Genomic DNA, 21,484 nt, shown 5'->3' with positions numbered 1-21,484 from the left:
CCTCGACCTGCATTCACGCGCATTCCACATCAGGCGTGCGGTTGCGCAATTCATCGACCAGCACACGCGTGTTTTCGGAATAGTCGATCGGCACTTCGACGAGGTGGACTCCACCGCCGGCAAAGGCCGCCTCGAGCGTCGGCACGAGGTCTTCTACTGCGGTCACACGCGAACCCTTCGCGCCATAGGCCTCTGCATAGCGCACGAAATCGGGATTGCCGAAACTCATGCCGAAATCCGGGAAGCCGTCCACCGCCTGCTTCCAGCGGATCATGCCATAGGCACTGTCGTTCAGGATGACCACGACGAGGTTCAGCCCCAAACGCACCGCCGTTTCCATTTCCTGCGAATTCATCATGAAGCCGCCATCGCCGCAGACCGCCATGACGCGGCGGCCGGGATGAAGCATCGCCGCCATCATCGCTGAGGGCAGACCGGCGCCCATCGTGGCGAGCGCATTGTCGAGCAACAGCGTGTTGGCGACATGGGTGCGGTAGTTGCGGGCGAACCAGATCTTGTACATGCCGTTGTCGAGGCAGACGATGCCGTCTTCCGGCATCACCTTGCGGACATCGTGGACGAGGCGCTGGGGCGTGACCGGAAAGCGGGCCTCCTCGGCGCGGTCGTTGAGGCGGGCGAGGATACGCTGGCGCAGATCGAGCATTCCCTCGTCGGGCGCCAGCTTGCCTTCGAGCCGCTCGCCGAGTGCTTCGACTGTGGCGCCGATGTCGCCGATCACCTCGATATCCGGGTGGTAGACCTGCTCGACTGTGGCGGATTGGTAGCCGACATGGATGACCCGTGGCCCGCCCGCGCTTTTCATCAGGAAGGGCGGCTTCTCGACTGTATCGTGGCCGATGGCGACGATCAGGTCGGCGCGCTCGACGGCCTCATGGACGTAGTCGCCCTCCGACAGTGCAGCTGTTCCCATGTAGAGGTTCGAGCCTCCGGTGACGGCACCTTTACCCATCTGCGTATTGAAAAAGGGCAGGCGGGTGCGCCGCACGAAGTTCGACAGCGAGTCGACCAGCGCAGGCCGGTTGCCTGCCGCACCGACCATCACGAGTGGCCGCCTGGCGGCAAGGATCATCTGCGCTGCGCCGTCGAGCGACAGGGCCGAGGCGACAGGCCGGTCTGCGGTATGGACCGGAATGACGGAGGTGTTCTCAATCTCCTCGGCCGCTACGTCTTCCGGCAGTTCCAGATGCACAGGTCCGGGCCGCTCTTCCGTCGCGACGCGAAACGCGTCACGCACCGTGGAGGGTATGGCGGCGGCGCTGACGATCTGGCGCGTCATCTTGGTCAGCGGTTTCATCGACGCCACGATATCGACGATCTGGAACCGGGCCTGCTTGGCGCTCATTATTGGCTTCTGGCCCGTAATGAGGATCATCGGCATGGCCCCAAGGTGCGCATAGGCCGCGCCGGTGGAGAAGTTCAGCGCGCCGGGGCCGAGCGTGGCGAGGCAGACACCGGGCCTGCCTGTCAGCCGCCCATGCGTCGCGGCCATGAAGGCCGCTGCCTGCTCATGACGGGTCAAGACCAGTTTTATACCGGAGGTTCGCAACGATTCCAGGAGGTCGAGATTCTCCTCACCCGGCACGCCGAAGACGCGGTCCACGCCTTCATTCTCCAGGGCGGCAACAAAAAGGTCCGATCCTTTGGGCATGTTTTAGAGCCTTGTGTTGACGGTTTCGATGGGACTCGTGGCGGATTATACATGGGGAGGTGCACCTGCACCTTTCACCCCCGTGTTACGAAACTGGCGGCCGCACCGTTCTCGCCAACCACGATAGAGGTCGGCCATGCAACCGGTCGTCGAGGGAAGCCGTCGTCGATGCCTATTTCCATAATGGGTCCTCGCAAATCATTGGCGGTCCTGGCGGACCCCACTGGATTGCGTGGCGCGTGCTAGGCCGGCTTTGGCTGAGCATGTCGTGCTCCTTCCCCGGGGTCGAACATCGAAATGCCGCTGTCGGACGTCGTCGCGGATATTCGTCTGGTTGCCGTCCACGGATCGCGGCGGGCATCGCACAGGCCTTGCTGGCACGCCCCAGATTTTGCACCGGATCGCAGTGGATCAAGGTTTGTTCGGGATGCGGGCAATGACCTTGATTTCAAAGTCGAAGCCGGCCAGCCAGTTCACACCGATGGCGGTCCAGTTCGGATAGGGGGGCCGAGGAAAGATCTCGTTCTTGACGGTCATGATGGTTTCGAACTGGTGCTCGGGATCGGTATGGAACGTGGTGACATCCACGATATCGCGGAAGGTGCAGCCTGCCGCCGCCAGGGTTGCCTCCAGATTGGCAAAGGCCAGACGAACCTGTGCGGCGAAGTCGGGCTCCGGCGTGCCGTCGGCGCGGCTTCCGACCTGGCCCGAGACGAATAGCAGGTCACCCGAACGGATCGCCGCCGAATAGCCATGGGCCTCATAGAGCGCATGGCGGTCTTTTGGGAAGATGGCTTCGTTCTGGGTCATGTCAGAGTCCTTTCTGTGCCTTGTCCCGCAGGCTGATCGTCCGGGCCGGGAGACGGCGAATCTTGGTTGGCAAATTTTGCGGTGTGCTTTGATCCGGAGGGCCTGAAGCTCTCGAAGTGAATATGGCCTGACGGTACCCCGCTGGACTCCAGTCCAGTGCGCAGAGCGGTGAGGGAGCGCGCCGGGGCACAGAGCATATGGTGGGCGTCCGTCCCAGCTCCAAGCGCGAGTATATCTTCTGGCGTTACGCGCGCCGCCGCAGCGGCAAGTTGATCCAGACGAGGTCATCGGTCGGGTTGTGTTTCTTTCAAGGCACCCCAGATGTAAAACGAACGTTTTACATTTATCTCCAGCAATGCCCCTGAGAGGCGCGCTATGGAACCGAGACACAAAATCGTCACTGCCGCGGAAAAATTATTCGACCGGCACGGGTATGTGGCCACCGGTATGGACCGGCTCACCGAGGCTGCCGGCATGTCGAGCAGGACGCTATACAAGCATGCCGGCAGCAAGGCACAGCTGATGGCGGCAGTGCTCGCCGAACGGGACCGGCGATTCATGCGCCGGATCAAGGTGGAGAGCGTGGATGCGCTGTTCGCAGCGCTGGAGGAGTGGATTCGTACTGAAGGTGCGCGCGGTTGCCTGTTTCTTCGCGCCCGGGGCGAGACCGGGGGCGACACGCCGGAAATCGCCGAAGTCGTGGCTGCGCATAAGGCAGAATTCCGGGAACGGATCGGGGAGATCGTCGCCACAGACCTCGGGCGCGATGAACCTATTCTCGCGGAGCAGGTGTTGGTCCTCTTCGAGGGCGCAACTCATGCGGCCGTCTATCGCGGTGCCGAGGCTATATCGGCTGCACGGGCCGCAGCGGCGCTTCTCGTTGAGTCCGCGCAGCCATGAGCCCGGCGCTGCGCATTGGTATGACGGGCTTTGGGCTGATCGCCGTGTGCTATGGTTTTGCCCGTTTTGCCTTCGGGCTGTTCCTACCGGAAATAGACCATGATCTTGATCTAGGTCCAGCGCTGAGCGGCGTCATTTCCGGCGGTTCCTTCGCAGGCTACTGCCTCGCGATTATTGCGTCGTCAATCCTGACGGAGAAGATCGGTGCAAGAGCAGTCGCGATGGCGGCGGCGATCGTTGCCGCGGTCGGCATGGCGGGGATTGCGCTTGCCCCGACTCCTGTCTTTCTCGCCGCCGCTGTATTGCTGGCCGGTTTGAGTACAGGCCTTGCCTCTCCACCCATGGCCGCAGCGGTAGCGCTTGCCGTGCGCCAGGAGAAGCAGGATGTGACGAATACCATGATCAATGCCGGGACGAGTGCGGGCTTGGTTATGTCAGGCACGGCTGCGCTTGCAATGGCCGGGCAGTGGCGTCTCGCCTTTCTTGCCTTCACCGTGGTTGCAGCAGCGCTTGCGGCAGCTGCCATCTTCTCGCTGCCCCGTGAAAGGGCCCGCGAAAAGGGAAGGGCAGTAGGGTGGCCCCCGATGACCGGCTCCTTGCTGCGCCTGATCGCGGCGGCCTTCCTTATGGGCGCGGCAAGTACGGCACTGTGGTCCTTCGGCGGCCAGCTCGTGTCGCAGCGCCTGGGTTGGGGGCCAACCGGGTTGGGTCTGTTGTGGATATGTATCGGCGTCGGCGGGATGGCCGGGGCGTGGGCAGGGATACTCGTGGCCCGCTTCGGGCTCGACTATGTCCACCGAGCCTTCCTGGCGCCGATGGCGGCGACCATTCTCGTGCTAGGCGTCGCCGTCCCGACACCAGCGTTGGTTCTGATCGCGGGCCTGGTCTTCGGGGCCGCCTACGTGATGCTCACCGGACTCTATCTGGTGTGGGGCGTGCGCGCACTGTCCGATCGCCCCGCGACCGGACTAATGATCGGCTTCCTGACGATTGCCATTGGCCAGACCGCCGGCGCACCTTTGTTCGGCCTGCTCCTGGACGCTTTTGGCGCGGCGCCGGCCACCATGGCTTTTGCCGCCCTTGCCCTGTTGGCCGGCTTGTTCCAGGACCGTGGTGCGACATTAAGGGCTGCGGCATAGCAAAAATCGAAAGCAAGCGTCCCTCGCGGCAGCAAATGATGCAGCTTGTCGAAGCGGCCGCTGTCGCCGAAGAAGACCTTGAAGCCGAATCGGCCGGTATCGCGAATCCGGTCCGGGGTGCGGTCGATGACCGAGAGACTGACACCTCGGGAGGGCAGCAGCTGAGAGGCGATCTGGCCGAAAGGGCGGCTCGAAACGCAGCCCCGAAGAGTGCCTCTAGAAGCGCCCGACATGATCGAATATTAGGCATGATCGATCTATAAATTAAGCATAAGCCCGGCTGGTAGAAGCCAAAATCGCCGTTGCAACCCAATCTGGCCAATGGCATGGCCCTTGCTGATCTGTTGCTCCGCAAACTCCGGGAACAGGCGTCCGAAAACGGACTCCGAGAACGGACGGGAACAGGAGCCTACAGATGACATTCAAACGTCGATCCCTCTTGCAGGGCAGGTTGATGGCAGGACTGGTGGCCGGGGCCGCGATTGCCGCGGCCGGCATGATGATGACAACGGGCACGGCGCAGGCGCAGGAAAAGGTGCTGCGCATCGGCATGACCGCCGCCGATATTCCGCGCACCCTGGGCCAGCCCGATCAGGGGTTCGAGGGCAACCGCTTCACCGGCATCCCGATCTATGATTCGCTGGTGCAGTGGGATCTCTCCAAGGCCGATGCTGCCTCAGTGCTGATTCCCGGCCTGGCGACCGAATGGGCGGTCGATGCCGCCGACAAGACCAAATGGGTCTTCAAGCTGCGCCCCGGCGTGAAGTTCCACGATGGCTCCGCCTTCACCGCCGATGCCGTGGTCTGGAACGTGCGGAAGGTGCTGGACAAGGACGCGCCGCATTTCGACCAGAGCCAGGTCGGCGTCACCGCCTCGCGCATGCCGACGCTGCGCTCGGCCCGCAAGATCGATGACATGACCGTCGAACTGACCACGGCCGAGCCGGATTCCTTCCTGCCGATCAACCTGACCAACCTGTTCATGGCTTCGCCGGCCCATTGGGAAGCCAAGCTGAAGGCCGTGCCCGCCGATGTGACTGACGCGCGCCAGCGTGCCGCCCAGGCCTGGACTGCGTTCGCCGCCGACCCGTCGGGCAGCGGTCCGTTCAAGGTCATCGGCTTCACCCCGCGCGAGCGGCTGGAGCTGGCGAAGAATCCGGGCTACTGGGACCCCAAGCGCACGCCGAAACTCGACAAGGTCGTGCTGCTGCCGCTGCCGGAAGCCAATGCCCGCACGGCGGCCCTGCTGTCCGGCCAGGTTGACTGGATCGAGGCGCCGGCCCCCGATGCCGTGCCGCAGATCAAGGAGCGCGGCTTCAAGATCTACGCCAATGCCCAGCCGCATGTCTGGCCGTGGCAGCTTTCCTTCGTCGAGGGCTCGCCCTGGCTGGACAAGCGCGTGCGCCATGCCGCCAACCTCTGCATCAACCGCAGCGAGCTGAAGGAATTCCTCGGCGGGCTGATGGAAGAGCCGAAGGGCACCGTGCCGCCGGGCCATCCCTGGTGGGGCAATCCGAAATTCGAGATCAAGTATGACCTGCCGGCCGCGCAGAAGCTGATGACCGAAGCTGGATTCTCCGCCTCGAAGCCGCTGAAGGTGAAGGTGCAGACCTCCGCCTCGGGTTCCGGCCAGATGCAGCCGATCCCGATGAACGAGTTCGTCCAGCAGAGCCTGAAGGACTGCTATTTCGACGTCGAACTGGACGTGATCGAGTGGAACACGCTGTTCACCAACTGGCGTGTTGGTGCGAAGGACGCCACCACGGCGCGTGGCGCCAACGCGATCAACGTCTCCTTCGCGGCGATGGACCCGTTCTTCGCCATGGTCCGCTTTACCTCGACCAAGACCTTCCCGCCGGTCTCCAACAATTGGGGCTATTTCGGCAATGACGAGTTCGACAAGCTGATCGCCGCTGCCCGCACCAGCTTCGACGGGGCGGAACGCGACGCGGCTCTCGCCAAGCTGCATGCCCGCATCGTCGAGGAAGCACCCTTCGTCTGGATCGCCCATGATGTCGGGCCGCGCGCCATGTCGGCCAAGGTGACCGGCGTCGTGCAGCCGAAATCCTGGTTCATCGACATCGCGCCGATGGACATCCAGCCCTAACCGGTTGCCGGGTGCCGCCGCTCCCATTTTCGGGGCGGCGGCATCTTTCTTTTCAATATCTGCCGACACAATCGCAGGGCGGCCCTTGAATGCTGGTCTATCTGACGAAGCGCATCCTCTACACCATCCCGATTGTCCTGGGTGTCTCCCTGGTCTGCTTCCTGCTGGTGCATCTTGCGCCTGGTGATCCGCTGGTCTCGGTACTGCCGCCCGATGCGTCGGAGGATCTGAAGCAGCAATTGCTGATCATCTACGGCTTTGATCGCCCCTATTGGGAGCAGTTCCTGCGCTGGGTCGGGCGCGCGTTGCAGGGCGATCTCGGCACCTCCATCGCCAGTGGCCGGTCGGTGACGACCGAGGTGCTGCGCGCTGTCGGAAACACGCTGATCCTGGCCAGCGTTGCCACCGTGATCGGCTTCTTCTTCGGCCTGCTGTTCGGCTTCGTCGGCGGCTATTTCCGCGATAGTGCCATCGACAAGACTGCCTCCGCCCTGGCTGTCGTTGGCGTTTCCGTGCCGCATTACTGGCTCGGCATGGTGCTGGTCATCATCTTCTCCTCGCAGCTCAACTGGTTGCCGCCGACCGGCGCCGGCCCCGGCGGTTCCAGCGACTGGGCGCCGGACTGGGCGCATATCCGCCATCTGATCCTGCCGGCCGTCACCATGTCGGTGATCCCGATGGGCATCATCGCCCGCACCATCCGCGCGCTGGTCGCCGACATCCTGTCGCAGGATTTCGTGCAGGCCCTTCGCGCCAAGGGCCTGGGCGAGATGGGCGTGTTCCTCCACATCGTGAAGAACGCCGCGCCGACGGCGCTGGCCGTCATGGGCCTGCAGCTTGGCTATCTGCTGGGTGGTTCGATCCTGATCGAGACGGTGTTCTCCTGGCCGGGCACCGGCTTCCTGCTGAACGCGGCCATCTTCCAGCGTGACCTGCCGCTGCTGCAGGGCACCATCCTGGTACTGGCGCTGTTCTTCGTGCTGCTGAACCTGATCGTCGATCTGGTGCAGAGCCTGCTCGACCCCCGTATCCAGCGGAGCTGACGCAATGGCCATCGCAAAATCCGCTGCCGCCTCGACCGCTGCCCCACCGGCCACCATTGCCGGCTCGGAGGGCTACTGGGCCTCGGTCTGGCGCCGGCTGCGCCGCGACAAGGTGGCGATGGCCGCCGGGCTGGTCGTGCTGGCACTGATCCTGATGGCGCTCCTCGCGCCCTACATTGCCCCGGCCGATCCGCTGTCAGGGCGCATCACCCGCCGGCTGCGCCCGATCGGCACCGAGGGCTTCCCGCTGGGCACTGATGAGCTGGGGCGCGACATGCTGTCCCGGCTGATTTACGGCGCACGCATGTCGCTGCTGATCGGCGTGACGCCGGTGATCATCGCCTTCGGGCTGGGGTCGGCCATCGGCATCGTCGCCGGTTATCTGGGCGGCCTGTTCAACACCGTCGCCATGCGCACCATCGACATCTTCTACGCCTTTCCCTCCGTGCTGCTGGCGGTGGCCCTGTCGGGTGCGCTGGGGGCCGGCCTGACCAATGCGCTGGTGTCGCTGTCGGTGGTGTTTATCCCGCCCATCGCGCGTGTCGCCGAGGCGGTGACGACACAGGTGCGCAATCGCGACTATGTGGAGGCGGCCCGGGCCTCTGGCGCACCCGGCTTCACCATCGTGCGGGTGCATGTACTGGGCAATGTGCTGGGGCCGATCTTCGTCTATGCCACCAGCCTGATCTCGGTATCGATGATCCTGGCTTCCGGCCTGTCCTTCCTGGGGCTGGGCGTGCGCCCGCCGGACCCGGAATGGGGGCTGATGTTGAATACGCTGCGCACCGCGATCTACACCCAGCCCTGGGTGGCGGCGCTGCCCGGCGTGATGATCTTCATCACCTCAATCTCCTTCAACCTGCTGTCGGACGGGCTGCGCTCCGCCATGGATGTGAAGCAATGAGTGCCGCTGCTTCCCTCTCATCATTCGACCGGACCTCGCTTGATCGGGGTGGCCCGGCGCAGCCGCTGCTGACGGTGCGTGGCCTCGTGAAGCATTTCGCCGTGAAGGGCAGCCTGTTCGGCACGGCGGCGGTTGTGCGCGCCGTCGATGGCGTCGATTTCGACATACTGAAGGGTGAGACGCTGGGGGTGGTCGGCGAATCCGGCTGCGGAAAATCGACCACCGCACGGCTGCTGATGCATCTGATCGCGCCGGATGCCGGCACGCTGATCTTCGATGGCGAGACGGTCGGTCCGGGTGGCCTGGCGATGCGGGATTTCCGCCGCCAGGTGCAGATGGTGTTCCAGGACAGCTATGCCTCGCTCAACCCCCGGCTGACGGTGGAGGCCTCCATCGCCTTCGGTCCGCAGGTCCATGGCGTGGAGCGGCGGGCGGCCATCGACCGGGCGCATGGGCTGCTCGACCGTGTCGGGCTGGACCCCAGCCGCTTCGCCGGCCGTTATCCGCACGAATTGTCGGGCGGGCAGCGCCAGCGCGTGAACATCGCCCGTGCACTGGCCTTGCAGCCCCGCCTTCTGATCCTGGACGAGGCGGTTTCCGCGCTCGATAAATCGGTCGAGGCCCAGGTTCTGAATCTGCTGCTCGACCTGAAGGAGGAATTCGGCCTGACCTACCTGTTCATCAGCCACGACCTGAATGTGGTGCGCTTCATGTCGGACCGTGTCGCCGTCATGTATCTCGGCAAGGTGGCGGAGATCGGGCCGTCGGAAACCGTGTTCGACAAGGCGGCGCATCCCTATTCGGCGGCGCTCACCCGCTCCATGCCGTCCATGGACCCGGACAATCGCACCGAGGAGGCGCCCATCGCCGGCGACCCGCCCAACCCTATCAACCCGCCCAGCGGCTGCCGCTTCCATACGCGCTGCGGCTTCGCCGAAGCGCCCTGCGCCGCAACCGCCCCGACACTGGCGGCGGTCGGCCCCGGCCATAAGGTGTCCTGCCTGATGCATGAGGCGGGCTCCGGCCACAGCAAGGCAGCCACGTCATGAGCGCGCCTATCGTAAAAGTCAGCAACCTGACCGTGAGCTTCCTTGGCGGCGCCACGCCGATCCGCGCGGTCAATGGCGTCGATCTGGAGCTGAACGCCGGGGAGACCTATGCGCTGCTCGGCGAATCCGGCTCCGGCAAGAGTGTCACGCTGCGCGCCCTGATGCGCCTGAACCCGGAGCGGAAAACCCGGGTCGAAGGGTCCATTCTGGTCGGCGGGCAGGATGTCATGGCGCTGAACCGCACAGAGTTGCAGGCGTTTCGCGGCAAAACCCTGTCGATGGTGTTCCAGGAGCCGGCGCTGGCGCTGGACCCGGTCTATACGCTGGGCCAGCAGATCGCCGAGGCAGTGGCGATCCATGAGGGCGTCAGCCGGGCCGAGGGCCGCAAGCGGGCGCTGGAACTGTTCGAGCGCGTGCGTATCCCCTCGCCGGAGCGCCGGCTGGACGCCTACCCACATGAAATGTCCGGCGGCATGCGCCAGCGCGCGATGATCGCCCTGGCGCTGGCCTGCAAGCCGCAGGTGCTGCTGGCCGACGAGCCGACCACGGCGCTGGACGCCACGGTGCAGATCCAGATCCTGCTGCTGCTGCGCGAATTGCAGCGCGAGCTGGGGCTGGCCATCATCTTCGTCACCCATGATATCGGAGTGGCGGTGGAGGTGGCGGACCGCATTGCCGTCATGTATGCCGGCCGCATCGTCGAGACCGGAGCGGTGCGGGACATCATCCGCAGCCCGAGCCACCCCTACACTATCGGCCTGCTGCATTCTCGCGCCGATGGCGCCCTGCAGAAGGGTGCGCGGCTGGAGACAATTCCGGGATCGCCGCCCGACCTTGCCAATCTGCCGCCGGGCTGCCCCTTCGCGCCGCGCTGCCGTTTCGCCGTCGATGCGTGCGAGGCCATAACGCCGGAGCCGGTGACGGTCCGCGATGGCCAGATCGTGCGTTGCCTGCGCACGGAAGAAATGGCCGCGCTTTAGGTTTCTGCCCCGGCCGCGCGCCGGGGTATGAAAAGCGGATCAGCCAGAGAAGCCAGCCATGCGCATCGTCATCGTCAATCCGAACACCACCGCCTCGATGACCGCGAAGATCGGCGCGGCGGCGCAATCCGTCGCCGGTGCCGGAACCGAGGTCATTGCGGTCAACCCGCCGGATGGTCCGGTCTCCATCGAGGGCTATGTCGATGAGGCCTATTCCGTGCCGGGCCTGCTGGCGGAAATCCGGCGGCAACCGGCCGATGCCTATATCATCGCCTGCTTCGACGATACCGGGCTGGAGGCGGCGCGCTGCGTGACCGAGTCACCGGTGATCGGCATCGGCGAGGCGGCCTTCCATATCGCCAGCCTGCTGGCCGGGAAATTCAGCGTCATCACCACCCTGTCGCGCTCGATCCCGGCTATCGAGCATAACCTTGTGAAATACGGGCTGGACCGGCGCTGCGCGAAAGTGCGCGCCGCCGAGGTGCCGGTGCTGGAGCTGGAAGACCCGACCTCGGACGCGGCGACCCGGATCGCCACCGAGATCGAGCAGGCCAAGGCGGCGGACCGCTGCGAGGCTATTGTGCTGGGCTGTGCCGGCATGGCCGATCTGGCGGCGAGCCTGTCGCGCACGCATGGCCTGCCGGTGATCGATGGCGTGGCGGCGGCGGTGGAACTGGCCGAAAGCGTCGTGGCGCTGGGGCTGAAGACCTCGCGCCTGGGCGGCTATGCCCCGCCGCGCGCCAAGCCCTATACCGGACGCTTCGCCAGGGAGGCACCGTGACGATGAGCGCCCGGCCTGTGGAGGGGAAGGCCGCGTGGCTTTCGGTCAGTTTGCCGCGCGGGTCGCGTTCCAGGTGCCGCCGCCATCGATCTGCCCGTTCATTCCGGCCTCGCTGACCGCGCCCGTATAGCGCTGGCCGCCGGCGGTGAAGGCGATGCGGACACCATCCATCCTGGCGTCGCTGATCGGCAGCGTCTTGCCGCCGCGGATCAGCTGGCCTTCGAGCATCTGGAAGGTCTGGGTCAGGCGCAGTTCGCCGTCGCCGAGCCGCCATGTCCCGCCGACCTTGGCCGGGATCACCCATTTATAGGCCGTGCACCAGGAGACACAGTCGCCGCCGGCGTCGATCCGGTCGTCCGGCTCCCAGCTCTCCATATCGAAGGTGTTCGAGACGACCCGCGTGCCGGGCGCCATGTCCAGCAGGACCGGGCGCAGCTTGACGTTCAGAGAGGTCAGCAGAAACAGCGTGATCACCGAAGCGTCGGAGAAGTCGGAGCGGAAGATGTCGCCCTGCACAAAGGTTGCAGTGCCGGCCACGCCCTCCGCCTCGGCCTTCCGCTGTGCCAGTGCCACCAGGTCAGGATTATATTCGATGCCGTGTGCCCGGACGCCGCGCTTGGCGGCGGTAATCACGGTGCGCCCGTCGCCGGAACCGAGATCGATCAGGTAATCCTCCGTCGTCAGTCCGGCCATATCGAGCATGCGGTCCACCAGCGCCTGCGGCGTCGGTACCCAGACAACGTCCTTGCCTTCCTGGCCGGAGGAGGGGGTGTAGTCGCCGGCACTGGACGGGGCGTTCTGCGCAAAGGCGGCGTTTGGGGCGCCATTCAGGGCAAGCGCGGAAACGGCGCAGGCGAGAGCGAGTGTGCGGATGCTTTTCATGGTGGTCTCCAGTGGGAAAAGATCGTCAGTCGGATTCTTGGGCTATGGCCGTGGCGGGCGCTGTCTCCAGGGCCGTCTTGCGGCGGAACAGCAACAGCGGCGCGCCAGCGGCGAGCACGGCAAGCCCGACGAGCGCCGCGATGCCGGTATAGGCGATGCTGGCATGCAGCATGTAGGCGCAGGTCAGGCAGAACAGGATCGGTGTCAGGGGATAGAACGGCACCTTGTAGGGCAGGACCCGGTCCGGCTCACGGAAGCGCAGCACGAACAGCGCAAGGCCGGTCAGCAGCAGGAAACCCCAGAAGACCGGGGCGGTATAATCCACCATGGCCTTGAAGCCATCGCGCGTCGCAGCCCCCATCGCTACCAGCACCAGTGCCACGATGCCCTGCAGGATCAGGCCGTTGGCCGGGTTCTTGCCGCGTTCGTCCCAGACGCCGACGCTGGGCAGAAGTGTAAGGTCCCGCGCCATCGCGTAATAGACGCGCGCACCGGTGAAGATCGTTGCGTTGAGTGTCGAGATGGCGGCGACAAGGATGGCGATGCTGACCAGCGTGGCGCCGGCCGGGCCGGTGACACTGCGCATCATGTCGGCGGCCACGGCGTCGGAGTTGCGCAGCCCGTCGAGGCCGAGAACGGCCAGCAGCGCCAGGTTGGTCAGGACGTACAGGGTGACCAGGATCGCCGTTCCCAGCACCAGCACACTGGCAATGGTGCGTGGCGCGTCCTTCAGCTCGCCGGTGAGATACGCTGCCTCGTTCCAGCCGCCATAGGTCAGCAGCACGAAGATCATCGCCAGGCCAAGTGCCGCGGTGCCCTCCGGGATGGCGGCGACCGGCGCGGGCGGCGTGGCATCCGGCGAGCCCAGCAGCCCGAAGGCGATGATGGCGGCGATGGCGCTGATCTGGATGCAGGTCATGGCGATCTGCAGCCGCTTGCCCTGGATGGTGCCGATGACGTTGATCCCGGTGAACAGGATGATCGCCATGGCGGCATAGAGCGCCGGCCCATACGGGCCGAGCGGAAGAAGCTGTGCGGCATAGTCGCCCAGAACGAAGGCCACGCCGGCGATTGCGCCGGTCTGGATCACCGACCCGCGCGCCCAGCCGAACAGCATGGCGAGCGGCTTGCCATAGGCGCGCGACAGGAAATGATATTCGCCACCGGCATGGGGCTGTGCCGCCGAAAGCTCCGCATAGCACAGCGCGCCGATCAGCGTGACGACGCCGCCCGCCACCCAGACAGCGATGAAGGCGAACTCGCTATCGACATTCGCTGCCACCAGGGACGGGGTGCGGAAGATGCCGATGCCGACCACCAGCCCGACCATGATCGCGATGGCATCGAAAACGGACAGGGTTGCCGTCCCGGACGGCTGGTGTTTTCGGGCTGCCAGTGGAGGGGATGGCGGTGGGGTGGGCGAGGACATCGCTGACGCTCTCCTGCTTCTTGCTTATGACTTGCGGCAGCTAGCGGGCGCTGCCGGACAGGGTCCGCAGATAGTCGATGATCTGAGCCCGCTGGCCGGCGTTCGGCACACCGACCGGCATGCTGGTTCCGGGGACGACCTGTCTTGGATTCGCGAGATAGGCGTCGAGTTGCTCCGCGTCCCAGACGATGCCGCTGTCTTTCATTGCGGCGGAATAGCGCGCTCCCTCCACGCTGCCGGCTGTCCGGCCAAGTATGCCGGCCAGATGCGGGCCGACGCGGTTCTGACCGGCCTCCGTGCTGTGGCAGCTGGCGCATCGCGCCCGGTACTGCCGTTCGCCATCGGCGGCGTTCTGCGCGGCTGCCGGAGCGGAGAGGGCGACCGCCAGGACAGGCAAGGCGAGGACTGGCAAGGCGAGGACAGGCACGGCGACGGACACGGCAAGGGCCGCAACACGGTCAAAGGGCATCGAGAACCTTTCTTCACTGGCAGAACTGCCTGACGCGCCCGCTCCGACATGATCCGGTGCCACGCACGCGGGGGATGAAGGGCCGGGCGGTATGTTGGAAGGCGCAGATCTTCAGACCCGCACCGTTGCAGGCTGGAGCCTGACAGCGAGCTGTCGCAGAAATTTGTCCGGCTGGGCGGGCAATGATCGCGAATTGTCGCAAGCGCGCCGGCTGACATAATTTGATGCAAAAAACATGGTGGGGGTGTGCTGTTTTCCCGCGATACCGGGCATCCGGCGTGATATCGAACCGGTGAGGGCAAGGACATGGAACCGACACCGCACATCGCCATCGTTGACGATCACGCCGATATCCGAGAGCTGGTCGCGCGCTATCTCGGGGAGCATGGCTATCGTGTCAGCACCGCCGACAGCGCGGCATCGCTGCGCCGGCTGCTGCAGCGCAGCGCACCCGATCTCCTCGTGCTCGATATCATGATGCCGCATGAGGATGGCCTGTCGGTCTGCCGCGACCTGCGCTCGACCACCAACCTGCCGATCATCCTGCTGACTGCGGTTGTCGAGGAGACGGACCGCATCGTCGGTCTGGAAATGGGCGCCGACGATTATCTGACCAAGCCGTTCAACCCGCGCGAATTGCTGGCCCGCATCAAGGCGGTGCTGCGCCGTGTCAACAGCCTGCCGCCGCGCCAGGCCGGGCCGCGCAGCAAGACCATAAAGTTCGGCCACTGGACACTGGATGTCGGCCGGCGCGAACTGATGAGCGCCGATGGCGTGGCCGTGCCGCTGAGCACGGCGGAGTTCCGGCTGCTCTCCGTGCTGATCGACCATCCAGGCATCGTGCTGACGCGCGACCAGCTGCTCGACCTCACCGTCGGCCGCACCGCCGAGGTTTATGACCGCAGCATCGACAATCAGGTCAGCCGGCTGCGCCGGAAGATCGAGTCCGATCCGCGCAACCCTGCCCTGATCAAGACCCATTGGGGCGGCGGCTACAGCTTCGCGGTGGAGGTGACGCTGTCATGACGCGGTTTTGGGAGCGCAGCATCTGGAACCGCAGCCTTGCCGGACAGCTCGTCGGTTTCATGCTGGTGGCGCTGCTCGTGTCGCAGGGCATCAGCTTCCTGATCTATTACGATGAGCATGGCCAGGCCTTGCGCGATACGCTGAAGGAGGAGTTCCTGGTCCGTAGCGCCTCGGCAGCCCGCCTGCTGGAGACCACGCCGTCCGCCTACCACGCCGACGTGCTGAAGGCCGTCGATACGATCTATTCCCGCTTCTGGGTCACCGACCAGTTGCCCGAGGATGTGAAGGCCTGGAAGCAGGGGGCTTGGCGGCGACTCAAGGATCGCGAGGGGAATGGCGAGGGTACCGGCAGTGAACCGGTTGTTGACGCTACTGCTGCCGGCCCGGTCATTTCCAATTACTCATGGGGGAATTTGCCGGCCGATCAATGGCCGCTGGAGCGTCCGGCGCGGTTTGTGCGGCTGGATAACGCCTTTGGTGTCGGGCTTGTCGTCGAGCTTGAGGGCGGTGGCTGGCTGAACGCGGCAATGGCGAAAAGCAAGAAGCCGTTCTGGATGTCGCAGTCGGCGGTCTCCGTGGGGATCACCGCCATTCTGCTGTCGCTGATCGCCGTGCTGGCGGCCCGGCGGATCGGCCGGCCGATGAATCGTCTGGCCCAGGCGGCGGAAGCATTCGGTCGCGGCGAAACGCCCGGTCGGTTGCCGGAAAGCGGTCCGGAGGATATCCGGCGCACGACCGAGGCGTTCAATCGCATGCAGGAACGGTTGCGGCGCTTCGTGAATGACCGCACCAGCATGCTGGCGGCGATTGGCCACGATCTGCGCACGCCCATCACCTCGCTGCGGCTGCGCGCCGAGTTCATCAAGGACGCCGAGATGCGGGACAAGATCCTGGCAACTCTGGACGAGATGCAGGCCATGACCGAGGCAACGCTGGCCTTTGCCCGCGAAGAGGCGAGCGGCGAGGAGACAAGGCTGGTGGACCTTGCCGCCCTGACCGAGAGCATTTGCGAGGACCTTGCCGATCTCGGCTGGGATGTGCGCTTTGCCGACAGCAGCCGTATCCCTTACCGGTGCCGGCCGTCGTCCCTGCGCCGGGCGATCCGCAACCTGGTCGAGAATGCCGTGCGTTATGGCGAGCGGGCGCGTGTGACGATGACGATGCGCCAGGACTATATCGAGATCGCGATCGATGACGATGGAAACGGCATCCCGGCCGGAGAGTTCGAGCGGGTGTTTGCCCCGTTCGTCCGGCTGGAGGGGTCGCGCAGCCGGGAAACCGGCGGGGTCGGCCTCGGCCTGTCGGTGGCCCGGACCATCGCGCGCAGCCATGGCGGCGATGTGGTGCTGGCGAACCGGGATGCCGGTGGCTTCCGTGCGGCGATCCATCTGCCGCACGCCCCGGCCGGACCGAAACCGGCAACCGATGGACAGTTCATGGCGGAGCCGATTTCCGCGACACGGGCGCTGCAACAGTCCTGAGCGGGGCGCAGCGTCCACTTGTATCAAAGTGTGTCGGACGGCCAAGACTGCCATGATCTAAGACAAAGAAGCCGGCACAGGGCAAAGTTTGACGACACCTCTGCCTTAGAAAGGAATTCGTTCTTTTTATTCTACTGGAGGTTCGGTTCATGGCCAGGATCAACGTCAACGGAAAGACCGTAGAGGTCGACGCAGACGGATCGACCCCGCTGCTCTGGGTGCTTCGCGAACAGCTCGAACTGACCGGCACAAAATATGGCTGCGGTATCGCCCAGTGCGGCGCCTGCACCGTCCACATCAATGGCGAGGCGCAGCGTGCCTGCGTCTTCCCGCTTGATGCGGTCGCCGAAACCGACCGGATCGTGACCATCGAGGGCCTGTCGGAGACCGGGACGCATCCGCTGCAGAAGGCTTGGGTCGCCCTCGACGTGCCGCAATGCGGCTATTGCCAGACCGGCATGATCATGGCTGCGGCAGCGCTGCTGGAGCGCATCCCGAAGCCGACCGACGCCGACATCGATTCCGAGATCACGAACATCTGCCGCTGTGGCACCTACCGGCGGGTCCGTGCCGGTATCCATCAGGCCGCCAACGAAAAGGCATGAGGGAGGACCGCACGATGACCACGACAATCGATGTGACCCGCCGCGGCTTCATGGTCGGCACTGCCGTTGCCGGATTCAGCCTCGGCTTTCCGATTCCCTTCCTGTCCGGCAAGGCCAATGCCCAGGCCGGTTTCCCGGACGAGATCAACGCCTGGGTGGTGGTCCGCCCGGATGAGCAGGTGATCATCCGCATTGCCCGCTCCGAGATGGGGCAGGGCACGCTGACCGGCCTCGCCCAGCTCGTCGTTGAGGAGCTGGAGTGCGACTGGGCCAATGTCACCACCGAATATCCGACGCCGGCGACCAATCTGGAGCGCGGCCGGGTGTGGCAGAGCTTTTCGACCGGCGGTAGCCGGGGCATCCGGGAATCGCATGATTATGTGCGCATGGGCGGGGCCACGGCCCGCGAGATGCTGATCATGGCGGCCGCCCGGGAATGGGGCGTGGCACCGGGCGAGTGCCGGGCGAGCAAGGGGGTGATCACCCATGCCGCCTCGGGCCGCAGCACCACGTTCGGCAAGGTCGCCGAGGCGGCCTCCCGGCTTGAGGTGCCGACGGGCGTTCAGTTGAAGGACCCGAAGGACTGGACCGTCATCGGCCAGCCGCTGAAGCGCCTGGACACCGCCGAGAAGGTGACCGGCAAGCAGGTTTACGGCGCCGACCTCAAGCTTCCCGGCATGCTGAATGCCGCCATCCGTCAGTGTCCGGTCTTCGGCGGTACGCTCGATTCGTTCGACGAGTCGGCGGTCCTCTCGATGCCTGGCGTGAAGAAGGTCGTCGCGGTCGATGGCAATGCGGTGGCTGTTGTTGCTGACCGCTGGTGGCAGGCGAAGAGCGCGCTCGACGCCCTGCCCATCACCTGGAACGAAGGGGCGAATGCCAAGGTCACCAGCGCTTCGATCGACGATTTCGTGAAGGAAGGGCTGACCGCCGATCAGGCGTTCGTCGGCAACAGCAATGGCGATGCCGAGGCAGCCCTCGCCAGGGCGGAACGCACGGTGGAGGCGGTCTATTCCTATCCGTTCCAGAACCACGCCACCATGGAGCCGATGAATGCCACGGCGGTCTGGACCGAGGATCGCTGCGAAGTCTGGTGCCCGACCCAGAATGGCGAGGCGGCGCTGGCTGCTACGTCGGAGGCCGCCGGCCTGCCGCTGCAGCAATGCGATGTTCACAAGCTGCATCTGGGCGGCGGTTTCGGGCGGCGTGGCGCCTTTCATGATTATGTCCGTCAGGCGGTCCTCATTGCCCGGGAGTTCCCGGGTACGCCGGTCAAGCTGCTGTGGTCGCGCGAGGAGGACATGACGCACGGCATGTACCACCCGATCACCCAGTGCAAGCTGACCGCCGGGCTGGACGCCAACGGCGATGTGACGGCCTTCCGGGTCCGCATCTCCGGGCAGTCGATCCTGGCCGGGGTCATGCCGCAGCGCCTCAGCAACGGCGCCGACATGATCACCTTCCAGTGCTATCTGCCGCAGGGCGATCATGCGATCAGCTACAGCTTTCCGAACCTGCTGGTCGATCATGCGATGCGCAACCCGCACGTCCCGCCGGGTTTCTGGCGCGGCGTCAATGCCAACCAGAACAGCGTCTATACCGAATGCTTTATCGATGAGGTGGCGCATGCCGCCGGCAAGGACCCGCTGGAATTCCGCCTGAAGCTGATGGACAGGCACCCGAAGAACGCGGCGGTGCTGCGCGCTGTCGCGGAGCGGGCCGGCTGGGGCAGTCCGGCGCCCGAGGGTGTGTTTCGGGGGCTGGCGCAGTGCACCGCGTTCGGCAGCCACATCGCGGCCTGCGCCGAGGTGTCGGTGACGAACGGGCAGCTGAAGATTCACCGGATCGTGGCGGCGACCGACTGCGGCCATGTGGTGAACCCGCAGCAGGTCGAGGCCCAGGTCGAAGGCTCCTTCGCCTATGGCCTGTCGGCGATGCTGTATGGCGAATGCACGGTGGCGGACGGACGGATCGAGCAGCAGAATTTCGACAGCTACCAGATCATGCGGATTGCCGAGATGCCTGAGGTGGAAACCATCATCATGCCCTCCGGCGGCTTCTGGGGCGGGGTCGGCGAGCCGACCATCGCGGTCGCGGCTCCGGCGGTGCTGAACGCGATCTTCGCCGCCACCGGCAAGCGTATCCGTGAACTGCCGCTGTCGAAGCACGATCTAGGCTCGGCGTGAGGTAGTCCGGGGTGACGCCAGGCGGCAGGCTTCTCCCGGTAGCGCTCTGGCTGCTTGCCACGGTCGGCAGCCAGGGTGCCTCGGGAGCAGAGTTGCTCCCCTATACGGTACAGGGGGATTCTGTTCCCCAGCCGCTTGGCGGGCTTACCGGCGATCCTGAACGCGGGCGGGAAGTGGTGCTGGACCGGCGGCGTGGCAACTGCCTGATCTGCCATTCGGTGCCGGTCCCGGGCGAACCGTTCCAGGGCGAGCTTGGCCCGGCGCTGGCCGGCGTGGGCGCGCGGCTGGACGAAGGGCAGATCAGATTGCGGCTGATCGACCAGAGCCGGATCAGCCCGCGCACGATCATGCCGCCCTATTATCGTGTCGAGAGGTTGCGCGACGTGGCCCCGGAATACCAGGACAAGCCGGCGCTGGAGGCGCAGGAGATCGAGGATGTGGTGGCCTATCTGAAAACCCTGACGGACTGACCGATGCAGACACGCAGACAGATCATCGTCGGCGCCGGCCTTGCCGGGGGCATGGCCTTGCTGCCGGGCCTTGTGAAGGCGACGCCGCAGATGCGCGACGAGGCGGTTGCCGCGCTCACCAAAGGGGCCACCGTAAGGGATGGGCGGGTGACGCTGACCATTCCCTCGGTCGCCGAGAACGGGCTGTCGGTCTATACGACCGTTTCAGTGGAGAGCCCGATGACCGCCGGGGATCACGTGAAAGCGATCCACATCCTGTCGGAACAGAATCCGATTGCGCATCTACTGACCTGGCATCTTGGCCCGCGCGCCGGGGTGGCGAAGGTCTCGACGAATATCCGCCTCGGCGCCTCGCAGAAGGTCACCGCCCTCGCGGAGATGAGCGATGGCAGCTTCTGGCGCGATACGAAGTCGGTGATCGTCACCATCGCCGCCTGCATCGACGGCGGATAGGAGAAACCCATGGCGCTCGCACAGGCACGGGTCTCGATGCCGGCTGAAGCCCGGCGGGGCGAGATCCTGGAGATCAAGGCGCTGATCCGGCATCCGATGGAGACCGGCTATCGCGTGGATTCGCGCGGCCAGCCGATCCCCCGGCACATCGTGCGGCGCTTTGCCGTCGCCTATGACGGGGAGGAGGTGTTCCGCATGGATATGACCCAGGGCGTCGCCGCCAACCCCTTCATCGCCTTTAGCACGGTGGCCACCCGCACCGGCGAGCTGGTGTTCACCTGGGAGGATGATCGCGGTGAGGTGGTCACGGTGCGCAAGAGCCTGACGGTCACGGAATGATCGCAGGCCGCGTCCTCATCCTGGCGGCGCTGTTCATTTCCGCCGGGGTCCAAGCCGAACCGCTGCCGTCCGGTACCAGCTTCCTCAGCGAGGAGCTGAAAGCGCGGCAGGCGGACGAGGCGGCCAATCCCGGCATGCTCTGGGTCGATGAGGGCGCACGCCTGTGGGCCACTCCGCAAGGTGCTGCGGGCAAGGCCTGCGCGTCCTGCCATGGTGCCGATGCGGCCAGCATGCGGGGTGTGGCGACGCGGTATCCGGCGGTCGATGCGGAGAGTGGCGATCTGCTCAACCTGGAGGGCCGGATCAATCTGTGCCGGACCCGGCATCAGGAGGTCGAGCCCTATGCTTATGAGACGGACCAGTTGCTTGGTCTCACCGCCTTCGTGGCCCGCCAGTCTCTCGGTATGCCGGTACAGGTTGAGACGGGCGGCACGGCGGCGCCGTTCTATGCCGCCGGGGAGGCGTTCTTCCACCGAAGGCAGGGGCAGCTGAACCTGTCCTGCGCGCAGTGCCATGACGACAATGCCGGTCGGTCGTTGCGCGGCGACACGATCAGCCACGGGCTGGGCAATGGCTATCCGGCCTATCGCCTGGAATGGCAGTCGGTTGGTTCCCTGCAGCGACGTCTGCGCTCCTGTTCATACGGGGTGCGGGCCGTTCAGTTCGATTATGGGTCGCCCGACTATCTGGCTCTGGAGCTGTATCTGGCGAAACGCGCGGAGGGTGTCGCCATCGAGACGCCCGCCATCCGCAGATAAGAGA

The 21,484-nt window shown here is 65.3% G+C and carries 21 protein-coding genes; 16 read left to right on the top strand and 5 right to left on the bottom strand.

Features of this window, described 5'->3' with window-relative positions; all coding sequences use genetic code 11:
* Positions 1–13: 13 nt before the first annotated feature.
* Both P24_RS01780 and P24_RS01775 read right to left on the bottom strand, forming a co-directional pair.
* On the bottom strand, positions 14–1,669 hold the full coding sequence (locus P24_RS01780) for an acetolactate synthase large subunit (protein WP_008942974.1): 1,656 nt from the start codon (positions 1,667–1,669) through the stop codon (positions 14–16).
* Between the two features lie 411 nt (positions 1,670–2,080).
* Positions 2,081–2,479 (bottom strand): RidA family protein, encoded by a 399-nt coding sequence (locus tag P24_RS01775; RefSeq protein WP_008942973.1) that lies wholly within the window; start codon positions 2,477–2,479, stop codon positions 2,081–2,083.
* A gap of 375 nt (positions 2,480–2,854) precedes the next feature.
* On the opposite strand from P24_RS01775, the gene P24_RS01770 reads away from it, so the two are divergent.
* From P24_RS01770 to P24_RS01735, 8 genes are all read left to right on the top strand, one after another.
* Positions 2,855–3,379: a TetR/AcrR family transcriptional regulator gene (locus P24_RS01770; protein WP_008942972.1), complete on the top strand. Its 525-nt coding sequence runs from the start codon at positions 2,855–2,857 to the stop codon at positions 3,377–3,379.
* Positions 3,376–4,518 carry an MFS transporter gene (locus P24_RS01765; protein ID WP_008942971.1) on the top strand — a complete coding sequence of 381 codons (1,143 nt, stop codon included), beginning with the start codon at positions 3,376–3,378 and terminating at the stop codon, positions 4,516–4,518. The genes P24_RS01770 and P24_RS01765 overlap by 4 nt, the downstream gene beginning before the upstream one ends.
* Positions 4,519–4,972: 454 nt before the next feature.
* A complete protein-coding gene (locus P24_RS01760) occupies positions 4,973–6,625 on the top strand; it encodes an ABC transporter substrate-binding protein (RefSeq protein WP_008942969.1) in 1,653 nt (550 codons plus the stop codon).
* Between the two features lie 89 nt (positions 6,626–6,714).
* Positions 6,715–7,668, top strand: coding sequence for an ABC transporter permease (locus tag P24_RS01755; protein ID WP_008942968.1), 954 nt, complete (start codon positions 6,715–6,717; stop codon positions 7,666–7,668).
* 4 nt (positions 7,669–7,672) lie between these two features.
* Positions 7,673–8,572: an ABC transporter permease gene (locus tag P24_RS01750; protein ID WP_008942967.1), complete on the top strand. Its 900-nt coding sequence runs from the start codon at positions 7,673–7,675 to the stop codon at positions 8,570–8,572.
* A complete protein-coding gene (locus P24_RS01745; RefSeq protein WP_008942966.1) occupies positions 8,569–9,621 on the top strand; it encodes an ABC transporter ATP-binding protein in 1,053 nt (350 codons plus the stop codon). Before P24_RS01750 ends, P24_RS01745 begins: the two co-directional genes overlap by 4 nt.
* A complete protein-coding gene (locus tag P24_RS01740; protein WP_008942965.1) occupies positions 9,618–10,601 on the top strand; it encodes an ABC transporter ATP-binding protein in 984 nt (327 codons plus the stop codon). Before P24_RS01745 ends, P24_RS01740 begins: the two co-directional genes overlap by 4 nt.
* A gap of 58 nt (positions 10,602–10,659) precedes the next feature.
* Positions 10,660–11,382, top strand: a complete 723-nt coding sequence (locus P24_RS01735; RefSeq protein WP_008942964.1) for an aspartate/glutamate racemase family protein — start codon at positions 10,660–10,662, stop codon at positions 11,380–11,382.
* 45 nt (positions 11,383–11,427) lie between these two features.
* Here P24_RS01735 and P24_RS01730 read toward each other — a convergent pair whose 3' ends face one another.
* The 3 genes from P24_RS01730 to P24_RS01720 are packed head-to-tail and all read right to left on the bottom strand — an operon-like array spanning position 11,428 to position 14,162.
* Positions 11,428–12,264, bottom strand: a complete 837-nt coding sequence (locus tag P24_RS01730; RefSeq protein WP_008942963.1) for an SAM-dependent methyltransferase — start codon at positions 12,262–12,264, stop codon at positions 11,428–11,430.
* Between the two features lie 25 nt (positions 12,265–12,289).
* Entirely contained in the window at positions 12,290–13,693 is a 1,404-nt protein-coding gene (locus P24_RS01725; protein ID WP_051013046.1) for an APC family permease, read from the bottom strand.
* Positions 13,694–13,733: 40 nt separating this feature from the next.
* Entirely contained in the window at positions 13,734–14,162 is a 429-nt protein-coding gene (locus tag P24_RS01720) for a c-type cytochrome (RefSeq protein ID WP_008942961.1), read from the bottom strand.
* A gap of 306 nt (positions 14,163–14,468) precedes the next feature.
* Here P24_RS01720 and P24_RS01715 point away from each other — a divergent pair, with 306 nt between their 5' ends.
* The 8 genes from P24_RS01715 to soxA all read left to right on the top strand — a co-directional run bounded on the left by P24_RS01715 (position 14,469) and on the right by soxA (position 21,480).
* Positions 14,469–15,188 carry a response regulator gene (locus P24_RS01715; protein ID WP_008942960.1) on the top strand — a complete coding sequence of 240 codons (720 nt, stop codon included), beginning with the start codon at positions 14,469–14,471 and terminating at the stop codon, positions 15,186–15,188.
* A complete protein-coding gene (locus P24_RS01710) occupies positions 15,185–16,669 on the top strand; it encodes an ATP-binding protein (RefSeq protein ID WP_008942959.1) in 1,485 nt (494 codons plus the stop codon). The genes P24_RS01715 and P24_RS01710 overlap by 4 nt, the downstream gene beginning before the upstream one ends.
* A 149-nt stretch (positions 16,670–16,818) precedes the next feature.
* Positions 16,819–17,274: a (2Fe-2S)-binding protein gene (locus P24_RS01705; RefSeq protein WP_008942958.1), complete on the top strand. Its 456-nt coding sequence runs from the start codon at positions 16,819–16,821 to the stop codon at positions 17,272–17,274.
* Positions 17,275–17,288: 14 nt separating this feature from the next.
* Positions 17,289–19,460, top strand: coding sequence for a xanthine dehydrogenase family protein molybdopterin-binding subunit (locus P24_RS01700; RefSeq protein WP_040706063.1), 2,172 nt, complete (start codon positions 17,289–17,291; stop codon positions 19,458–19,460).
* Positions 19,461–19,552: 92 nt separating this feature from the next.
* A complete protein-coding gene (soxX, locus tag P24_RS01695; RefSeq protein WP_202802338.1) occupies positions 19,553–19,930 on the top strand; it encodes a sulfur oxidation c-type cytochrome SoxX in 378 nt (125 codons plus the stop codon).
* A gap of 3 nt (positions 19,931–19,933) precedes the next feature.
* Entirely contained in the window at positions 19,934–20,383 is a 450-nt protein-coding gene (locus P24_RS01690; protein ID WP_008942955.1) for a thiosulfate oxidation carrier protein SoxY, read from the top strand.
* A gap of 9 nt (positions 20,384–20,392) precedes the next feature.
* Positions 20,393–20,722, top strand: coding sequence for a thiosulfate oxidation carrier complex protein SoxZ (gene soxZ / locus P24_RS01685; RefSeq protein WP_008942954.1), 330 nt, complete (start codon positions 20,393–20,395; stop codon positions 20,720–20,722).
* Positions 20,719–21,480 (top strand): sulfur oxidation c-type cytochrome SoxA, encoded by a 762-nt coding sequence (gene soxA / locus P24_RS01680; RefSeq protein WP_008942953.1) that lies wholly within the window; start codon positions 20,719–20,721, stop codon positions 21,478–21,480. The genes soxZ and soxA overlap by 4 nt, the downstream gene beginning before the upstream one ends.
* Positions 21,481–21,484 lie beyond the last annotated feature (4 nt).

It is taken from the genome of Oceanibaculum indicum P24, assembly GCF_000299935.1.
In the GTDB taxonomy this organism is placed as follows: Bacteria; Pseudomonadota; Alphaproteobacteria; order Oceanibaculales; family Oceanibaculaceae; genus Oceanibaculum; species Oceanibaculum indicum.
Note: the sequence above shows the minus strand (reverse complement) of the source record. Positions and strands in the feature narration are given on the sequence as shown.

Bases quoted from the DNA above. Each gene is read 5' to 3' on its own strand.
- P24_RS01725 (WP_051013046.1), bottom strand. From the start codon at position 13,693: ATGTCCTCGCCCACCCCACCGCCATCCCCTCCACTGGCAGCCCGAAAA.
- soxA (WP_008942953.1), top strand. From the start codon at position 20,719: ATGATCGCAGGCCGCGTCCTCATCCTGGCGGCGCTGTTCATTTCCGCC.
- P24_RS01710 (WP_008942959.1), top strand. From the start codon at position 15,185: ATGACGCGGTTTTGGGAGCGCAGCATCTGGAACCGCAGCCTTGCCGGA.
- P24_RS01720 (WP_008942961.1), bottom strand. From the start codon at position 14,162: ATGCCCTTTGACCGTGTTGCGGCCCTTGCCGTGTCCGTCGCCGTGCCT.
- P24_RS01770 (WP_008942972.1), top strand. From the start codon at position 2,855: ATGGAACCGAGACACAAAATCGTCACTGCCGCGGAAAAATTATTCGAC.
- P24_RS01700 (WP_040706063.1), top strand. From the start codon at position 17,289: ATGACCACGACAATCGATGTGACCCGCCGCGGCTTCATGGTCGGCACT.
- P24_RS01740 (WP_008942965.1), top strand. From the start codon at position 9,618: ATGAGCGCGCCTATCGTAAAAGTCAGCAACCTGACCGTGAGCTTCCTT.
- P24_RS01780 (WP_008942974.1), bottom strand. From the start codon at position 1,669: ATGCCCAAAGGATCGGACCTTTTTGTTGCCGCCCTGGAGAATGAAGGC.
- soxZ (WP_008942954.1), top strand. From the start codon at position 20,393: ATGGCGCTCGCACAGGCACGGGTCTCGATGCCGGCTGAAGCCCGGCGG.
- P24_RS01765 (WP_008942971.1), top strand. From the start codon at position 3,376: ATGAGCCCGGCGCTGCGCATTGGTATGACGGGCTTTGGGCTGATCGCC.
- P24_RS01750 (WP_008942967.1), top strand. From the start codon at position 7,673: ATGGCCATCGCAAAATCCGCTGCCGCCTCGACCGCTGCCCCACCGGCC.
- P24_RS01755 (WP_008942968.1), top strand. From the start codon at position 6,715: ATGCTGGTCTATCTGACGAAGCGCATCCTCTACACCATCCCGATTGTC.
- P24_RS01745 (WP_008942966.1), top strand. From the start codon at position 8,569: ATGAGTGCCGCTGCTTCCCTCTCATCATTCGACCGGACCTCGCTTGAT.
- P24_RS01775 (WP_008942973.1), bottom strand. From the start codon at position 2,479: ATGACCCAGAACGAAGCCATCTTCCCAAAAGACCGCCATGCGCTCTAT.
- P24_RS01715 (WP_008942960.1), top strand. From the start codon at position 14,469: ATGGAACCGACACCGCACATCGCCATCGTTGACGATCACGCCGATATC.
- P24_RS01690 (WP_008942955.1), top strand. From the start codon at position 19,934: ATGCAGACACGCAGACAGATCATCGTCGGCGCCGGCCTTGCCGGGGGC.
- P24_RS01730 (WP_008942963.1), bottom strand. From the start codon at position 12,264: ATGAAAAGCATCCGCACACTCGCTCTCGCCTGCGCCGTTTCCGCGCTT.
- P24_RS01705 (WP_008942958.1), top strand. From the start codon at position 16,819: ATGGCCAGGATCAACGTCAACGGAAAGACCGTAGAGGTCGACGCAGAC.
- P24_RS01735 (WP_008942964.1), top strand. From the start codon at position 10,660: ATGCGCATCGTCATCGTCAATCCGAACACCACCGCCTCGATGACCGCG.
- P24_RS01760 (WP_008942969.1), top strand. From the start codon at position 4,973: ATGGCAGGACTGGTGGCCGGGGCCGCGATTGCCGCGGCCGGCATGATG.